The organism is Flavobacterium collinsii (genome assembly GCF_902804485.1).
GTDB classification, from domain to species: Bacteria; Bacteroidota; Bacteroidia; order Flavobacteriales; family Flavobacteriaceae; genus Flavobacterium; species Flavobacterium collinsii.
The window spans coordinates 58,936-75,560 of the sequence record NZ_CADCST010000093.1; the positions used below are offsets into that span (position 1 = coordinate 58,936).

The window sequence follows — 16,625 nt, forward strand, 5'->3', positions numbered from 1 at the left end:
ATGAATTATCTACTACCCTTATTTTCTGTACTTTTAGGTTATATGGTGGCTTTGTTTTTAAAACCAAAAAGCAAAACCAACCTAAAACTATTGCTTGCTTTTAGCGGTTCATTTTTATTGTCATTAACCGTAATGCATTTGTTGCCGGAAGTTTACGAAACACACAATGCTAATATCGGAATCTTTATCATGGTTGGAATTTTATTCCAGATTATACTTGAATTTTTCTCTAAAGGAGCAGAACATGGACACGTTCACGGACATGCTAAGATGTCTCAGATTCCGTGGCTCCTATTTACTAGTTTGTGTATTCATGCTTTTCTGGAAGGTTTCCCCGTAAGTCATCATCATGGTTTGGCGCTTGGAATCGCAATTCATCATTTGCCAATCGCCGTAATTTTAACTACTTTTTTTATCAATGCCGACCTGAATAAAAAGGCCATTTTTGCCTTCATGCTTACCTTTGCAGTAATGACTCCACTAGGAACCGTTGCCTCTGAATATCTGCCTATTTTAAGCAAATATTATACAGAGATTACGGCCATTGTAATTGGAATCTTATTTCACATTTCCTCCACAATTATTTTCGAAAGCAGCGAAGGACACAAGTTTAATGTTGCCAAAGTCTCTATGATTGTTCTTGGGGTTCTTTTGGCCTTTATATTGTAGTTTGGAAACCCGGGAAGCAGAAAACTTTCTTCTCTGCTTCTTACATTTCACTTTTTACATCTCACATCTCACCTTATAAACCTAATTCCCAGTTCTGTTTTTCTCCTCCTGATTTCCGAAATCACGTTGCTTTACGTTTATCTTTTTATTTCCGAAATTATAAATAACGGACAAACGCAAAAATCGGTTCGAGAAATTCTGACTGTACACTTGCTTTACACCATTTACAACCGAAACAAGATCTTTTAAATAAGAAGTATTAAAAATATCATTGGCCAGAAAAGCAATTTGCATTGATTTACCCAACAATTCCTGCTTAAATCCAATATCAAAACTCGACATATATCCTGTTTTGTACAAACCACTTTTAGAAGGTGTATTATAGTTAAAATCAATTTGAAGTTTACTCGTTTTGCTCAATGAGAATGTATTGTTAGTTGAAAAATTAACTTCTAAACTATTGGATGGCGTGGCATGAATATCTTTTATAAACTTTGTTTTTGATCCTAAGAAATACAACGTGTTTTCGCTTTGCCACCAATCTGCAAAACTAGCCGAATAACTTTCTCCTACTCCATATTTTAGATCCTTAAAATAATTTTCTCTGGTTACAATCTGTGTACTGGTTTCCGGAATTGAAGTAAAAATGACACCGTAACCATCATTGATCACGTTTAAGAAAACACTGGTTCTCAGGGTTCCTTTGTACGAATGGGTAAATTCGAAATTATCACTGAAGGAGGGTCTTAAAAACGGATTTCCCTCTGAATAACTGTTACTGTTAATATAATTACGAAACGGATTCATCAAGTCAAACTGAGGTCTGCTGATTCTTTTTCCATAATTTAAGCTGAAATTGTTGTTTTCATTTTTCTTATACGAAACATAAACCGTTGGAAACAATCTCAGATAATTATTCTTTGTTTCCTCGTTTAAGGTCTCCGAAAAACCGTTTGTTTTAGTATTCTCAAGTCGTAAACCAAGTTGAAGATTCCATTTTTCGCTGAGTTTTTTATCTCCGTTAATGTAAACCGCCTGATTGTTCTCTGTATATTTAAATCGGTTGGATTGGTTGGGATCCAGTACCGGTACCCCCGTAATTGTATCGTAATAAAGTATATAACTTTTGCTGTTTGTAAAACTCATTTTTGCACCGTATGACAAGTTAAATGCATCAAGCGGATGCTCCATATCTGCCTTGAAACTCCAGTTATCAATTTCCTGATTCGAAATATTTCTGGCTGCCTGATTGATCCCCACGAAAGTATTGTCTGGTCGGTAATTATTGGCAATAGAACTTCTGTCAAATTTGGAATCGTAATTAAAGTAATCTACATCAAAAGACAGTTTTCTGTTCAAAGAATCCAATTTTGTAATCAAATGTCCGTGATACGTCTGATTACCAGACTTTTTATCCACAAAACTATTGTTCAGAATATAATTATCCAATTCGTTTTTGGTATTGTAATTATTGATTCTGATATCCGAATCAAAATCCGGGTTACTTCTATCGTTTAAAAACTGAAAACCAGCTGTTATACGATCTGAAAAATCATAATCCAAAGCTACTTTTCCGGATAAATTCTGATCGTTAAATTTTGTTTTTATAATCATTTCCGAAAGCCCGTCGGGGAAATACATGTCCAGAAATTCATCAGCGTATTTATGCCCTGCTTTTCCATTAATACTGGCCGAGAATCGAAACTTATTTTTGTTATAAAAGAAGTTATTTCTCAAAGTCAATGCCCCGTACTTATTTTGATCGTAAGATGTAGTAGTTGTGTTTTTCCAGGCGTTTCGGGCACCTTTTTTCAGTATAATATTAATGAGCCCTCCTGTTCCTTCGGCTTCATATTTTGCCGGAGGAGTGCTAATAATCTCGATATTTTTGATATCTGCTGCCGAGATTGATTTTAAGTAATTGTTTAGTTCCTCACCGGTTAATTCAACGATACGTCCGTCGATCATCACACGTGAAGCGCCTTTACCTAAAATATTAATCACATCTTTTTGAACCACAACACCCGGTGCTGTATTTATAGCACTTAAAGCATCACCTCCAACCGTTGTTACATTGTTTTCAAGGTTATAAACCAAGCGATCTGTTTTTTGCTCAATCGTCTTTTTTTGAGTTTTGATCACAACCTCGCCTAATTGAGTGGTGTTCTCTTTCAAAACTATGGTCTTTAAATCGATATCTTTTTCAATCGTAATATGCTTTTCGTAATCTATAAATCCCAAAAGACTTATTCCAATTTTATAAGAACCTTCTTTTAGACTAATTTCAAAAGAACCGTCTTGTTTACTTGTGGTTCCTTCTATAATCTTTCCTTCTAAATTAAATACAGAAACATCTACCCATTCTAATGCAGTTGTTTCGCTGGCTATTTTTCCTTTTAATTTTGCAGTAGTTTGTGCCAAAACAAACACCGGCAGTACTAAAATAATAAGGAGGCAAACTTTTTTCATAATTTCTGGTTTTAAACTTGTTCGATTAATTTGAAGCAAAGTTGCCCTGGAAATTTTGAGAATTCGACCGACAAAAAAAAGTCGAACTCATTTTCTCAGAAGAAATGAGTTCGACTTTTTCCAACACAAAGTAGTACTTTATGCAAAGTCCTTATTATGAAGCATTCCGATAAGCTGTTGGCGTTAAATTAGTATATTTTTTAAAGGAGGTATTAAACGACGATTTTGAATTAAAACCTACTTCATACAAAATTTCCAAGACCGTAAGCTGACTCTTGGACTGATCTTTCAGAATATTCATTGCTTTTTGAATGCGATATTCATTTACAAAATCAAAAAAGTGTTGATCGATATGATGGTTAATCAAAACCGATAAATCGCGAACCGGTATATTAATCTGGTTAGAAAGCTCCTGAATCGTGAGCGACGGATCAAGAAAAGGTTCCTTTTGTGCCATATACAATTTCAAGGTCGAAATTTGACCTGCAATCACTTCATTTTGATACTCTTTTGCCTCGATATTACTTTCATTCTCTTCAGGAAGAATATCTTTGGCTAATTGCAATTTGGAATCTATCCCACGAAAAAGCTCCGGATGATTCAGGGCTTTTAGTACAAACCAACAGGTTATTACTAAAACCATCAGCTGTAAGATAACGTTCGTCCAAATCCATAACGAATCGAAGTCAATGTATCTTAAAGCATTCTTAGCAATACACAAGTAATACAAAACAAAAAATATAGTAGATATTTGAAGTAACCATTTAAAAACAGAACTTCTCGGGTTCGCATAATTTTCCTGGTATATTGCTTTGTATTTTTTTAAAACAAAAAATACTCCAATACTATAAAATACAATTTGCAAGGCCAAGGCAAGAAACAAAGATGACATTTCAGGCGTTTGATCGCGGTGTTTATAGAATACTATTTTAGCTTCATTCGTTAAAAAGTAAAGTCTGAAAAGGTAAAATATATTTATGAGTACAAATGGAATTGCATGCAATAAATGCTTTGCTTTTAATCGAAAATCTGCAAAACAAACTGATAAGACATACAGATAAAAAAAAGGTAATACTAGAGAACAAACCGTCCATCTGAAAAATTCTAAATTAAAATGAGCTTTAATAAATTCATCGTCAATAAACATCCCGCTATTGTCAATGGCAAAAAATATCAAATAAAAAGCAAATAGTCCGTTTGCCAGTTTGTTTTTTGTTTTCACAGTGAGTAAAAAGAATGCCAGTAATAATGAAACAAAAACTGATATTTTTGCGATACTCGTTAAAAAGCTAATTATATCCATTCCAATTTTTTAATTATTTAACAAATATAATATTTTAGTTGTTGTAATAGAAGTTCAATAAAGCAATCGTTTCATCAAAAATCATAACCGTTACGATTTTAAATCTTTGTGAGTTTACGTTCTAAATTTCGGGATTGCAATAAAAAAGATTAATTTTGACCCAGTTCAATTAACATGAAAAAATGACCTTTACAAAAACTACAGAACAGGCCTCAAAATACGAACATTTAGAAGAAATGTCGGTTCATGAACTTTTGGTTAACATCAATCAGGAAGACAAAACTGTTCCGGATGCAGTCGAAAAAGCGATTCCGCAAATTGAAACTTTAATAACACAAGTGGTTTCCAAATTGAAATTAGGAGGCCGCTTATTTTATATCGGAGCCGGAACATCGGGACGTTTAGGTGTTGTCGATGCTTCAGAATGCCCTCCTACTTTTGGTGTTCCTTTTGATTTAGTAAACGGAATTATTGCCGGTGGTGACACTGCCATTCGCCGTGCCGTAGAAAATGCCGAAGATAACGCCACACAGGCCTGGATCGATTTGCAGGCCAATAATATTGATAAAAATGATGTGGTGATTGGTATTGCAGCTTCGGGAACTACACCTTATGTTATAGGTGGTTTAGAAAGTTGCAATCAAAATAACATCCTTACAGGCTGTATCACCAACAATGCAGGAAGCCCATTGGCACTTACAGCTCAATTTCCAATTGAAGTTGTGGTAGGACCGGAATTTGTCACAGGAAGTTCCCGAATGAAAGCCGGAACAGCTCAAAAATTAGTACTTAACATGATTTCGACTGCGGCAATGATTCAGCTTGGAAAAGTAAAAGGCAACAAAATGGTCGATATGCAATTGAGCAATATAAAACTAGTAGATCGTGGTGTAAAAATGATAATGGGAGAAATTCCTGTATCCTATGAACAAGCCAGTGAATTATTAAAAAAATACGGCAGTGTAAGAAACGCTGTCGACAATTATAATCTTTAATGTGAGATGTTTTTTAGTGAAATGTTTATAGTGAGATGTGAAATGTGAGATGTAAAATAATCATGACCTTCTGATCGTAAATTTCTGAACTTGAAACTTGAAACCTCAAACTTGAAACTGTCAAAAACCTGAAACAAAAAAATGGCAACAAATAAAGAATTACTGGGAAAAGGAATTAAATATTTATCGGGTTCATTGCCTCTATTGTTTATTGGACCATCGTTAATTTATAATGCTTTTATGAATCAACATACCAACTGGCACTATCTGGTTCTGGGCATTGGAATTGTAGCTTGTTTAAGCGCCATGTTTTTGATCTTTTACGGATTGAAAATCATTATGAAAGGTTTGTTTAATGACTAAAGCAATAGTGATTATCATTAAACCCAAATAGTTGTAACCAAAATTCAACTACTAATCTGCAAAAAAATATTCAATATAATTGTATGGAAAGTCTAATTCACATTCAGAAAACCTTCGAAAAAGTCACTTATATTGATAAGAAAATAAACAATCGGGAATTTGAAGATTGTGTTTTTAAGAATTGTGTTTTTAAGAATTGTGATTTTTCGAACAGTAATTTTGCTTATAATACCTTTTTAGACTGCGAGTTTATTGATTGCAATTTATCAATGACAAGTCTGTTTAGTACCAGTCTAAAAAATGTTACTTTCAAAAATTGCAAACTTCTGGGCATTGCTTTTAACGAATGTGATGATTTTTTATTCCAGGTTTATTTTGAAGATAGTACGTTAGATTATGCTGCTTTTTCGAACAAAAAAATGCCTAAAACTAAATTCATCAACTCCTCTTTGCGGGAAGTGACTTTTATTGGATGCAATCTGACCAGTTCGTTATTTGACAATTGTAATCTTGAAGGAGCTATTTTTAACGACACCCAACTGGCAAGTACCGATTTTAGAACCGCTTACAATTATAAAATTGATCCTGAGTTTAATCCAATGCGAAAAGCTCAATTTTCAACTCAGGGAATTACTGGGTTATTAGACAAATATGATATCAAAATTGTGTAGTTTTCTGTCGCGAATTCCTGCTATAAAATAAAACCCTATTTCCGCTAAACCAAATGTATCATTATGAAAGCAACTGATTCCTATTTAGAAAGCGTTAAAAAACAGTTTTTATACTATAAAATGCTGGGCGAAAAAGCCATCGCGCAATTAGAACCTGAACAACTTTTTGTTACCCTAAATGAAGATACCAACAGCATTGCCACCATTGTCAAACATGTCTCCGGTAATATGCTTTCGCGCTGGACAGATTTTCTGACTTCTGACGGTGAAAAAGAATGGCGCAATCGCGATTCGGAATTTGAAAATGACCTGCAATCAAAAGAAGAAGTCATCGTTAGCTGGAATAAAGGCTGGGATTGTTTTTTGAATACTTTAAACAGCTTGCAACCGGAACAGCTTTCAGATATCATTTATATCCGTAACGAAGGGCATACGGTTATTGAAGCCATCAATCGACAACTGGCACATTATCCTTATCATATCGGACAGATTGTTTTTTATGCCAAACAATTAAAAAAAGGTGACTGGGACAGTTTATCCATTCCGAAAAATAAATCCGGAAATTACAATGCCGAAAAGTTTGCCAAGGAAAAAGAAATCAAGAACTTTACGGATGATGAATTGAAAAAACTTTCGAATGATGATTAATCTTCTATAAATGGAAGCCTCATCTTTTATAATCTATAGAACAATTAAATTTTAAAAATGAAAAAAATTATATTCCTGTTACCCTTAATCACTTTATTCTCCTGTTATAATGCAGAACACAACTGCAAAGATTTCAAAAACGGAAAATTCAAATTTGAGTTTGAAGTAAATGGTGTTAAAAAAACAACGGTTTTTGAACGTAAAGACAATATCGAAATCGAAACTTTTGAAGGCAAAACAGATACTTCAACAGTACGTTGGGTAAGTGATTGCGAATACATCTTGCAGAAAAAGCATCCTAAAAATATGGCTGAAGAAAAAGCCATCAGCATGAAAATTCTAACCACTTCTAAAGATTCTTATACTTTTGAATTTGGAATGGTAGGTTCTGACCAAAAACAACGCGGAACGGTAGTAAGAGTTGAGTAAATAATCTATAAAATGTTTTAAAACACTTTTAGTATGGAAGTATTTCTAAATCCTGACGCATGGATCGCCTTACTAACATTGACTTTTCTTGAAATTGTTCTGGGAATCGATAATATTATTTTCATATCGATCGTTACGGGAAAGTTACCAGAGGAAGATCGAAAGCGAGCTACCCGAATTGGTCTGTTTCTGGCAATGTTTATGCGTATCGCCCTGTTGATGGGAATTTCGTATCTAATTGCTATGAAAGCGACTCTTTTTAGTATTCACTGGGGCTGGTTTGAAGGAGATTTTACCGGTCAGGCCGTAATTTTATTTCTGGGTGGTTTGTTTCTGATTTATAAGAGCACCAAAGAAATCAGTGAAAAGGTAGATCATCACGCCGAAGAAGAAAAAACACTTAAGGCTGTTGCTAAAAAATCATTCTCAAACGTCATTGTGCAGATTCTGTTGATCGATTTAATCTTTTCGGTCGACTCCATTTTAACAGCTGTTGGTATGACAAATGGAGTTCATGGCGCTTTAACGATCATGATTACCGCAGTTATTATTTCAGTATTGGTCATGATGTTGTTTGCGGTTCCAGTTGGAAATTTTGTCAACAAAAACCCATCCATACAAATATTAGGTCTTTCGTTTTTGATTCTGATTGGCTTTATGCTGATTACAGAAAGTATGCATTTATCGAATGCAGCGCTTGCAGGCGAGCATATTGGCGCTGTCCCTAAAGGATATTTGTACTTTGCCATTTCGTTTTCGCTTGCTGTTGAATTTATCAATATGCGAATCCGAAAAAGACATTCACAAAACTAAAACTATTAAGTTTCCGTTTGGAAGCATTTTATTCAACAAATCCAGCACGTTTTAACACCTGGAAACATAAAAAACGCTAAGAGAGTATCTTAGCGTTTTTCGTTTTTTATTATTCTAAAACCAGACCTATTTGGCCGTCGTCATCTAATTCTGTTTCCACAGATTCATCTTCAGAATCTACTGGTTTCCTTTCCGGAACTTCTTCAACCGGTTCTTCATAAGGCAGCGGATCTAACAAATTAACCTGTCTCAGCTTATCGGCCGTCAATTGATTCCCTAGTGCTTTAAAACCTTTTACCGCAATAAAATCCTCAACATCAATATGCAAATCTTCTTTTTGAACTCCTTTTACCTTTGAAAAAACCAACTGGGCTAACGGACGGTAATCTGTAGATACAATTTCTAATTGCGAATTCGGATGATCTGTAATAAAACTTTCTTCTTTTCCTTCATTTTCAACAAGGAAACGTTTCAGGAAATAACGTTCTTTTTCTCCATCATAATAGATAGCCGAAATTGGTTTCTTAGGCTTCCATTTCTCCAGGACAATCATATCTTCATCAAAGTGAGTCGATAATTCAGGTATAATAACCTTTAGTTTACCACTCTGACTGATAATTAAGATTTTATCGCTTGGTTTAAATTCACCCAACAATTCTCCTCTGGCGTCAACATTCAAACGTTTCACCGTATCATCAAACCACACTTTTCTTGGCAATAGCGTCGAAATACCTTTCTCTTTTAATTCAATTTTTTTGATTGGGTATTTCGTAACCAGATTTCCTTTTGAAGCCCTTCCTTTGATCGCTAATTTAGCAAAATCAATATCAAATTTCAATTTCTTTATCGTTCCAATCTGACGCAATAGGATGGTAACAACCTCAGCCTCTCCATTCGGATTATGCGAAAAATAAACGACTTGTGATCCATTGGTCCCATTCGTTAAATCATAAGGTTTATCACGCGTCACACCAGTAACATTAAAACGTTTTATATAAGAAGGACCTGATTTTCCATCGCGGTACATCATATTGTAAATCGTGCGTTTATCGTTTTTATCAAAAACTGCAGCATGTATAATGTCTTTTCCAACGAATGTCTTGGTATCCACTTTTGTAATCATCATTTTACCATCGCGCAAAAACACAATAACATCGTCAATATCAGAACAATCCGCTAGATATTCATCTTTCTTTAAACTGGTTCCAACAAAACCTTCTTCTCGATTTAGGTACAATTTCGTGTTTCTTAAAACCACTTTTGTAGCTTCGACATTATCAAAGACACGAAGTTCAGTCTGACGTTCGCGACCTTTTCCGTATTTCTCTTTTAACTTAGTAAAATAAGCAATTGCAAAATCCGTTAAGTTTGCGAGATTGTATTCTACCTCCTTCATTTCGTCTTCCAACTTTGCGATAAAGTCATCGGCCTTATCAGAGTCAAAGCGGGTAATACGAATCATCGGAATCTGAGTCAATCGCTGTAAATCCTCATCGTTGATTTCTCTGACGAATGATTTTTTGAATGGATCAAAACGATCGTATAAATATTTGTAAAGTGATTCTCTGTCAGAATACAATTTGAAATCAATGTACATCTCTTCACGAATGAAGATCTTTTCTAAAGTCGAAAAATGCCATTTGTTTTTTAATTCTTCTAATTGAATTTCCAACTCCTGACGAAGCAAATCAACGGTTCTGTGCGTCGATATTTTCAACATTTCAGAAACCCCAATAAACAAAGGCTTATTGTCTTCAATAACACAACCTAAAGGTGCTACCGAAGTCTCACAGGCTGTAAAAGCAAACAACGCATCTATGGTTTTATCCGGAGAAACTCCCGGAAAAAGATGGATTAAGATCTCAACATCGGCCGCGGTATTGTCTTCAATTTTCTTGATTTTGATTTTACCTTTTTCGTTGGCTTTCAAAATACTGTCAATTAAACTCGAAGTATTGGTTGAAAACGGAATTTGTGTAATCACCAGTGTATTCTTGTCTAACTGAGCAATTTTAGCACGTACACGTACACGTCCGCCACGAAGTCCGTCATTATAATTCGACACATCGGCAATACCTTGTGTCATGAAATCAGGATATAAGGTAAAAGCTTTTCCTTTTAAAATTTTGATCGAAGCATCAATTAATTCATTGAAGTTGTGAGGTAAAACTTTAGTCGAAAGTCCAACCGCGATTCCCTCTGCTCCTTGTGCCAAAAGCAACGGAAACTTAACCGGAAGATTATTTGGCTCTGCACGACGACCATCGTACGAAACACCCCAATCGGTAATTTTTGGCGAATACAAAACCTCCAAAGCAAATTTTGACAAACGTGCTTCAATGTAACGGGAAGCTGCTGCTCCGTCACCTGTTAAAATATTACCCCAGTTACCCTGACAGTCAATCAATAAATCTTTTTGCCCAATTTGCACCATAGCATCACCAATACTAGCATCTCCGTGTGGGTGATACTGCATGGTGTGACCAACAACATTGGCTACTTTATTATAACGACCGTCATCCAGCTCTTTTAAAGAGTGCATAATACGACGCTGAACCGGTTTAAAACCATCTTCAATCGCCGGAACGGCACGTTCTAAAATTACATACGAGGCATAGTCCAAAAACCAGTCTTTGTACATTCCGGTAACTTTGGTAATTACGTCTTCTCCCTCCTGTTCCTGATTTTCGTAAAAATGCGCTCCTTCAAAATGTTTGGCATCTACATCGATAATTTCATCGTCATCTCCTTCCTGAATGTTATCCAGGTTTTCTTCTGAATTATTCTCGTCGTCGCCCGGAATGATGTTATCGTCTTCTTCGTCTTTCATCTAATTATATTCTTATTATAATTCTATTTATTTTCAAGGAGCTCTTTTAAAACCTCAACACTTGGCAATACTGTTTTGTATTTACTGGCAAAAATTTGCTCATTGTTTTCCGGTAAAGTATATTTTACTACCGATTCACTTTTGTTCTGACAAAGTACAATTCCAATTGTTTTGTTTTCGTCTTCCAATCGCATTTCCCGATCGTAATAGTTCACATACATCTGCATCTGACCTAAATCCTGATGTTTCAGCTCTCCTATTTTCAAATCAATCAGTACAAAACACTTTAATATTCTATTGTAAAAAACCAAATCGATTCGAAAATGTTTATCGTCAAAAGTAATTCTGTTTTGTCTGGCAACAAAAGTAAAACCATGCCCCAACTCCAATAAAAAGTGCTCTAATTTATTGATAATCTCCTCTTCCAATTGCGATTCGGAATACTGATTTAATTCGGGTAGTCCCAGAAACTCCAATATATAAGGATCTTTTATAATATCTTTCGGTTTTTCAATAATCTGACCTTGTTCTGAAAGTTTTAAAATCCCCTCTTTATCACGACTTAAAGCTAATCTGGTATAAAGTGCTGTATCATATTGCCGTTTTAACTCACGAACACTCCAATTGTATTTTTCAGATTCAATTTCATAAAAACGTCTTTCCTTTTCATCTTCAATTCGCATTAAGAAAATATAGTGAGTCCAAGTTAATTTGAAAAACGAAGCCAATGACTGCACTTTTTGAGATTGAAATTCCTCAGTCACTGACTGTGATTTCTTTGTTTTCAATTCCCCAGTCAATGACTGGGGAATTCTATTTTGCAATTTCGTCATCGGTGATGACGAAATTGAATAAATTTGATAAAACTTCCGCATACGATCCAAACTTTCAACCGAAAAACCCTTACCAAATTCCTCTGTCAATTGTTTAGAAAGGCCTTTTAAAAGCTGTTTTCCGTATGCAGCTCTGTCTTTTCCGTTCTGCTCTTCTTCAACAATTATTCTTCCAATTTCAAAATAAGTAATTGTCATTGTTGAATTTACGGTACGTAAAACCTGTTGCCGCGCATTTTGCAATAACTCGGCAACTTGCTGAAAAATAACTTTATTTTGAAGACCGTCTGACAATAGTATATTTTATTTAAATCTTAAACCTCCTCTTCAACTGCATCCAATTCTACTTTCAAATTCTTGATAATAAATTCTTGTCTGTCTGGAGTATTTTTCCCCATATAGAAAGACAATAATTGCTCTATCGAAGTATTTTTATCCATCATAATTGGGTCAAGACGAATGGTTTCTCCAATAAAATTCTTAAACTCATCCGGTGAAATCTCTCCCAAACCTTTAAATCGGGTGATTTCTGGTTTTGGTTTTAACTTTTCAATTGCAGATTTTCGTTCTTCTTCAGAATAACAATAGATGGTTTCTTTTTTATTACGAACCCTGAAAAGTGGCGTTTGCAAAATATACAAATGTCCTTCTTTAATTAATTCCGGGAAAAACTGCAGAAAAAAAGTAATCAACAGTAAACGAATGTGCATACCATCGACATCGGCATCGGTTGCGATTACGATGTTATTGTAACGTAATTTTTCCAGTCCGTCTTCGATATCCAGGGCTGCCTGCAATAAATTGAATTCTTCATTCTCATACACAATTTTCTTGCTCATTCCGTAAGAGTTCAAAGGCTTACCACGCAAACTGAAAACTGCCTGTGTATTCACATCACGCGATTTGGTAATCGATCCGGAAGCCGAATCTCCCTCGGTAATGAAAAGTGTGCTCTCCAGATTTCGTGGGTTCTTTGTATCGGGAAGATGCGCACGACAGTCTCTTAATTTTTTATTATGAAGATTCGCTTTTTTAGCACGATCTGTTGCCAGTTTACGAATTCCTGATAATTCTTTACGCTCTCTCTCCGCTTGTAGAATTTTACGCAATAAAGCTTCTGCAGTTGGCGGATTTTTATGTAAATAACTGTCTAATTTGTTTTTGATAAAATCATTTACAAAAGTACGAACCGAAACCGGTGGTGTTCCGTCATCAGAACCCATATCAGTAGAACCTAATTTTGTTTTGGTCTGAGACTCAAAAACCGGCTCCATAACTTTAATACTAATCGCACTCACAATCGATTTACGAACATCGGATGCTTCAAAGTTTTTATTGTAAAACTCACGAATGGTTTTTACAATGGCTTCTCTGTAGGCCGCTAAGTGCGTTCCTCCCTGTGTGGTGTTCTGGCCATTAACAAAAGAGTGATATTCCTCACTGTATTGCGTTTTACTGTGCGTTAAAGCGATTTCGATATCATGATCTTTCAAATGAATAATTGGATATTCAAGATCTTCTGCATTTATGGTTTCTTCTAATAAATCGCGAAGTCCATTTTCGGAATAATATTTTTCTCCGTTGAAAATAATCGTCAAACCATTGTTTAGATAACAATAGTTCTTCACCATTTTAATTACATATTCTAAACGGAATTTATAATTTTTAAAAATCGTTTCGTCAGGAATGAAGGTTACTTTTGTTCCTTTTCGCTTTGTTGTTTCAATTATATCTTCTTCAAGAACCAAATTTCCTGCAGAAAACTCAGCTCCTTTTTGTTTATCATCACGAACTGATTCTACACGAAAAAAATTGGATAATGCATTTACCGCTTTTGTTCCGACACCGTTCAAACCAACCGATTTCTGGAAAGCCTTAGAATCGTACTTCCCTCCCGTGTTCATTTTCGAAACTACATCAACTACTTTTCCTAACGGAATTCCACGCCCGTAATCACGAACCGAAACCGTTTTATCTCTGATAGTCACTTCGATAGTTTTTCCTGAGCCCATTACGAACTCATCAATACAGTTGTCTAAAACTTCTTTTAAAAGAATATAAATACCATCATCCGGCGAAGATCCGTCTCCCAATTTCCCGATATACATTCCGGGACGCATACGGATATGTTCTTTCCAATCGAGTGATCGGATGTTATCTTCGGTATATTGATTTTGCTCTAGCATAAGGTGAATTGGATTTTTGGCTAATGTACCATTTATAGTCAAAAAATGAAAGCGTATTTTTCTTTTTGTTACGAATCATAACAGCTTTAAACCCTATTTACATTGATTTTAAAATAATAAAGTTCCTAAAAATATAAAAAAACAGAATTTGAACAAAAAAATACTATTTGATTCCCAGTACCTCTTTCGCCAAAGCAATCATTTCGGGCGTTCCCGTATTTTTGTTTTTTTCATCAGAAAGTTTTACAACGCCTTGCCAATGGGTATCGTTCAGCTTAACTTCTGTCAATTTTATAACCATATTCATCGATCGCAAACCAACATCATTGGTAAAATTGGTTCCGATACCAAATGACATTTTAATTTTGTCTTTACAAAAATCGGTAATATTTTTTACCTTCTCATAATTCAGCGAATCAGAGAACACAATGACTTTCGATTTCGGATCAATTCCCATTTTGACATAGTGCGAAATTACTGTTTCTGCAAACTCAATCGGATCACCGCTATCGTGACGTACTCCGTCAAAAAGCTTGGAATACTTTTTATCAAACTGTTCGAAAAATACAGCCGTAGTATAAGTATCTGTCAGGGCAATCCCAAGATCACCGCCATACACCTGTGTCCAGTGTTCCAGCCCCATTGAATTGGCCATTTTAAAGCCATATTGTGCAGCATGAAACATAAACCACTCATGAGCGTGCGTACCCAAAGGCCGTATGTTGTTAGTCATTGCAAAATGAACATTACTTGTGCCTATAAAACTCTCCGCACCAAATTCCCGGAGTGTTTCATTTACCACAGCCTGCACATCATATGAGTGACGACGACGCGTTCCGAACTCCAGAATCGAAACTCCGATTTTATTGTAATTGTCTATTTTGCTTTTGGTCAGACTTCTCAAAGTTTCATCGTCTGATCGAAGTAAATGACCAGTTTTATAATACAATTCCGAAATTAGAGCCATCAAGGGCACTTCCCACAAAATTGTCCGGTACCAGTATCCTTCAACTGTAACTTTTAACTCAGAACCTGTCTGGGTAATTTGAACTTCAGACGGGTCAAAATTATAGCCCTGCAAAAAATCAAAATAAGTGGGATCTAAGTAAGAACAATGACTGGATAAGTATTGCTTTTCTTCTTTTGTCAACCGCAAATCTCCCATTGCATCTACCGATTTCCGAAGTAAGTCTCCAAAACCCGGTGGAAAATCATGTTTTCCCCTGTTTATAAAACCATAACAAACCTGAGACTTCGGGAAAAGTTTGATTACAGCATGCTGCATTGTAAATTTATAGAAATCATTATCTAAAATTGATTTCGGAAAAGTTGTTTCCATGATCTGGCTGCTAAGTTAATTTCAAAAACCTTATACGCTAAGATACGGCAATTCGGTAAAAGAAGAAAGTACTTTGCACAAAGATCGCCCATTTGGCTTACTTCGGAAGAATTTTAAATGCCATTATACCGTTCCGATCGAGAAAAAAAGTAATAAATGAGCCTATTTTTTTATCATAGGTTACTTCAAATTCCAAAGCCCCTCTTATTTCTCTAGGAGCTTCAATTTTAACAGGTTTCCCATTTTTCAGATAATATAATGTATCTGTCTTTGAGATATTTTTTATTCTGAAAGTGATCTTGTCTCCATCGTTTGCATGAATAATTCCCGAATTGGGTTTCAAAATTTCATGATCACCTTCAATTGTAGCATCAAAAATCAAAGGTCCGTTCAGGAAATCTTCTTTGCTTAATTTTGTATTGAGATAGGTACCGGAATCCGGAAAATGTTTCGCAAAAAAGTACTTCGGATCGGTGTCAAAATAAGCGGATGTAAAATGACTCACCGCCACCTTCTTGTTGCCGTCGTAATAGCCCTGTCCCCAGGTTACGTCAACCAATATCCACTTTCCTTCTATCTGAACGATATTCCACGAATGATTGGACAATGAATTTTCACGTCCGATATCACTCAGCAATCGCTTAGAATCTCCTCTGACCACTTCACATTTCAAACCTGTTAAGAAAGCCAGCTGCTGATACAGCAGTGTAAAACCCTCACAAACTGCTTTTTGAGATGCAAAAGCTTGCTGCCATGTTTTATCTTTTATAAGCTTGATCTGCGCTTGTTTTTCGGCTTCATTTTTGTAACTAAACCGAACTGGTTTTGGCGGGTTCAGATAGGATTTGTAATCGTATTTTAAGTTTAAAGCAATCCAACTGTAAATCGCTCTCGCTTTATCACGATCTGAAGTAAAGTCTTTTTGGATTCTATCTGCCAGATTTTCTACAGTACTAAAATGTGCAGGATACCTGAGTACAATATTATCAATGGCATCATATTTTTGGGCGTGTACCGAATGCAGGAAGATAAAATTCAGAAGTAAAATGCTAAAGGCAATCTTTTTTAGGATCATAA

The 16,625-nt window shown here is 35.4% G+C and carries 14 protein-coding genes; 7 read left to right on the plus strand and 7 right to left on the minus strand.

What is annotated here, in order from left to right; translation table 11 throughout:
* On the plus strand, nt 1-669 hold the full coding sequence (locus FLA105534_RS14055) for a ZIP family metal transporter (protein ID WP_173966752.1): 669 nt from the start codon (nt 1-3) through the stop codon (nt 667-669).
* An 81-nt stretch (nt 670-750) separates the two neighbouring features.
* On the opposite strand, the gene FLA105534_RS14060 is transcribed toward FLA105534_RS14055, so the two are convergent.
* Together FLA105534_RS14060 and FLA105534_RS14065 are read right to left on the minus strand one after the other, a co-directional pair.
* Nucleotides 751-3,138: a TonB-dependent receptor domain-containing protein gene (locus FLA105534_RS14060; RefSeq protein WP_173966753.1), complete on the minus strand. Its 2,388-nt coding sequence runs from the start codon at nt 3,136-3,138 to the stop codon at nt 751-753.
* A gap of 154 nt (nt 3,139-3,292) precedes the next feature.
* Nucleotides 3,293-4,441 (minus strand): helix-turn-helix domain-containing protein, encoded by a 1,149-nt coding sequence (locus FLA105534_RS14065; protein ID WP_173966754.1) that lies wholly within the window; start codon nt 4,439-4,441, stop codon nt 3,293-3,295.
* A gap of 182 nt (nt 4,442-4,623) precedes the next feature.
* On the opposite strand from FLA105534_RS14065, the gene murQ reads away from it, so the two are divergent.
* From murQ to FLA105534_RS14095, 6 genes are all read left to right on the plus strand, one after another.
* Entirely contained in the window at nt 4,624-5,436 is an 813-nt protein-coding gene (murQ, locus tag FLA105534_RS14070) for an N-acetylmuramic acid 6-phosphate etherase (RefSeq protein ID WP_173966755.1), read from the plus strand.
* A 141-nt stretch (nt 5,437-5,577) separates the two neighbouring features.
* Complete coding sequence (locus FLA105534_RS14075; RefSeq protein ID WP_017498392.1) at nt 5,578-5,799, plus strand: DUF6095 family protein; 222 nt, start codon at nt 5,578-5,580, stop codon at nt 5,797-5,799.
* Between the two features lie 83 nt (nt 5,800-5,882).
* Nucleotides 5,883-6,470 (plus strand): pentapeptide repeat-containing protein, encoded by a 588-nt coding sequence (locus FLA105534_RS14080; protein WP_173966756.1) that lies wholly within the window; start codon nt 5,883-5,885, stop codon nt 6,468-6,470.
* 63 nt (nt 6,471-6,533) lie between these two features.
* Nucleotides 6,534-7,118, plus strand: a complete 585-nt coding sequence (locus FLA105534_RS14085) for a DUF1572 domain-containing protein (protein WP_173966757.1) — start codon at nt 6,534-6,536, stop codon at nt 7,116-7,118.
* A 57-nt stretch (nt 7,119-7,175) separates the two neighbouring features.
* The gene (locus FLA105534_RS14090) at nt 7,176-7,547 is read left to right on the plus strand and encodes a DNA topoisomerase IV (protein ID WP_173966758.1); all 372 of its coding nucleotides are present in this window, start codon (nt 7,176-7,178) and stop codon (nt 7,545-7,547) included.
* A 33-nt stretch (nt 7,548-7,580) separates the two neighbouring features.
* Nucleotides 7,581-8,360 (plus strand): TerC family protein, encoded by a 780-nt coding sequence (locus FLA105534_RS14095; protein ID WP_173966759.1) that lies wholly within the window; start codon nt 7,581-7,583, stop codon nt 8,358-8,360.
* 109 nt (nt 8,361-8,469) lie between these two features.
* On the opposite strand, the gene FLA105534_RS14100 is transcribed toward FLA105534_RS14095, so the two are convergent.
* The 5 genes from FLA105534_RS14100 to FLA105534_RS14120 form a co-directional block, all read right to left on the minus strand.
* Nucleotides 8,470-11,190, minus strand: coding sequence for a DNA gyrase/topoisomerase IV subunit A (locus tag FLA105534_RS14100; protein ID WP_173966760.1), 2,721 nt, complete (start codon nt 11,188-11,190; stop codon nt 8,470-8,472).
* Between the two features lie 23 nt (nt 11,191-11,213).
* Nucleotides 11,214-12,317, minus strand: a complete 1,104-nt coding sequence (locus tag FLA105534_RS14105; RefSeq protein ID WP_173966761.1) for a PDDEXK nuclease domain-containing protein — start codon at nt 12,315-12,317, stop codon at nt 11,214-11,216.
* Between the two features lie 20 nt (nt 12,318-12,337).
* Nucleotides 12,338-14,209, minus strand: a complete 1,872-nt coding sequence (locus FLA105534_RS14110) for a DNA topoisomerase IV subunit B (RefSeq protein ID WP_173966762.1) — start codon at nt 14,207-14,209, stop codon at nt 12,338-12,340.
* A gap of 163 nt (nt 14,210-14,372) precedes the next feature.
* Nucleotides 14,373-15,548 (minus strand): nicotinate phosphoribosyltransferase, encoded by a 1,176-nt coding sequence (gene pncB, locus FLA105534_RS14115; RefSeq protein ID WP_173966763.1) that lies wholly within the window; start codon nt 15,546-15,548, stop codon nt 14,373-14,375.
* A 97-nt stretch (nt 15,549-15,645) separates the two neighbouring features.
* Nucleotides 15,646-16,623 carry a transglutaminase domain-containing protein gene (locus FLA105534_RS14120; RefSeq protein ID WP_173966764.1) on the minus strand — a complete coding sequence of 326 codons (978 nt, stop codon included), beginning with the start codon at nt 16,621-16,623 and terminating at the stop codon, nt 15,646-15,648.
* Between the last annotated feature and the right edge of the window lie 2 nt (nt 16,624-16,625).

Coding starts and splice junctions, on each gene's coding strand:
- FLA105534_RS14120 (WP_173966764.1), bottom strand. CDS start 16,623: ATGATCCTAAAAAAGATTGCCTTTAGCATTTTACTTCTGAATTTTATC.
- FLA105534_RS14075 (WP_017498392.1), top strand. CDS start 5,578: ATGGCAACAAATAAAGAATTACTGGGAAAAGGAATTAAATATTTATCG.
- FLA105534_RS14060 (WP_173966753.1), bottom strand. CDS start 3,138: ATGAAAAAAGTTTGCCTCCTTATTATTTTAGTACTGCCGGTGTTTGTT.
- FLA105534_RS14065 (WP_173966754.1), bottom strand. CDS start 4,441: ATGGATATAATTAGCTTTTTAACGAGTATCGCAAAAATATCAGTTTTT.
- FLA105534_RS14110 (WP_173966762.1), bottom strand. CDS start 14,209: ATGCTAGAGCAAAATCAATATACCGAAGATAACATCCGATCACTCGAT.
- FLA105534_RS14095 (WP_173966759.1), top strand. CDS start 7,581: ATGGAAGTATTTCTAAATCCTGACGCATGGATCGCCTTACTAACATTG.
- FLA105534_RS14085 (WP_173966757.1), top strand. CDS start 6,534: ATGAAAGCAACTGATTCCTATTTAGAAAGCGTTAAAAAACAGTTTTTA.
- FLA105534_RS14100 (WP_173966760.1), bottom strand. CDS start 11,190: ATGAAAGACGAAGAAGACGATAACATCATTCCGGGCGACGACGAGAAT.
- FLA105534_RS14090 (WP_173966758.1), top strand. CDS start 7,176: ATGAAAAAAATTATATTCCTGTTACCCTTAATCACTTTATTCTCCTGT.
- FLA105534_RS14080 (WP_173966756.1), top strand. CDS start 5,883: ATGGAAAGTCTAATTCACATTCAGAAAACCTTCGAAAAAGTCACTTAT.
- FLA105534_RS14055 (WP_173966752.1), top strand. CDS start 1: ATGAATTATCTACTACCCTTATTTTCTGTACTTTTAGGTTATATGGTG.
- pncB (WP_173966763.1), bottom strand. CDS start 15,548: ATGGAAACAACTTTTCCGAAATCAATTTTAGATAATGATTTCTATAAA.
- murQ (WP_173966755.1), top strand. CDS start 4,624: ATGACCTTTACAAAAACTACAGAACAGGCCTCAAAATACGAACATTTA.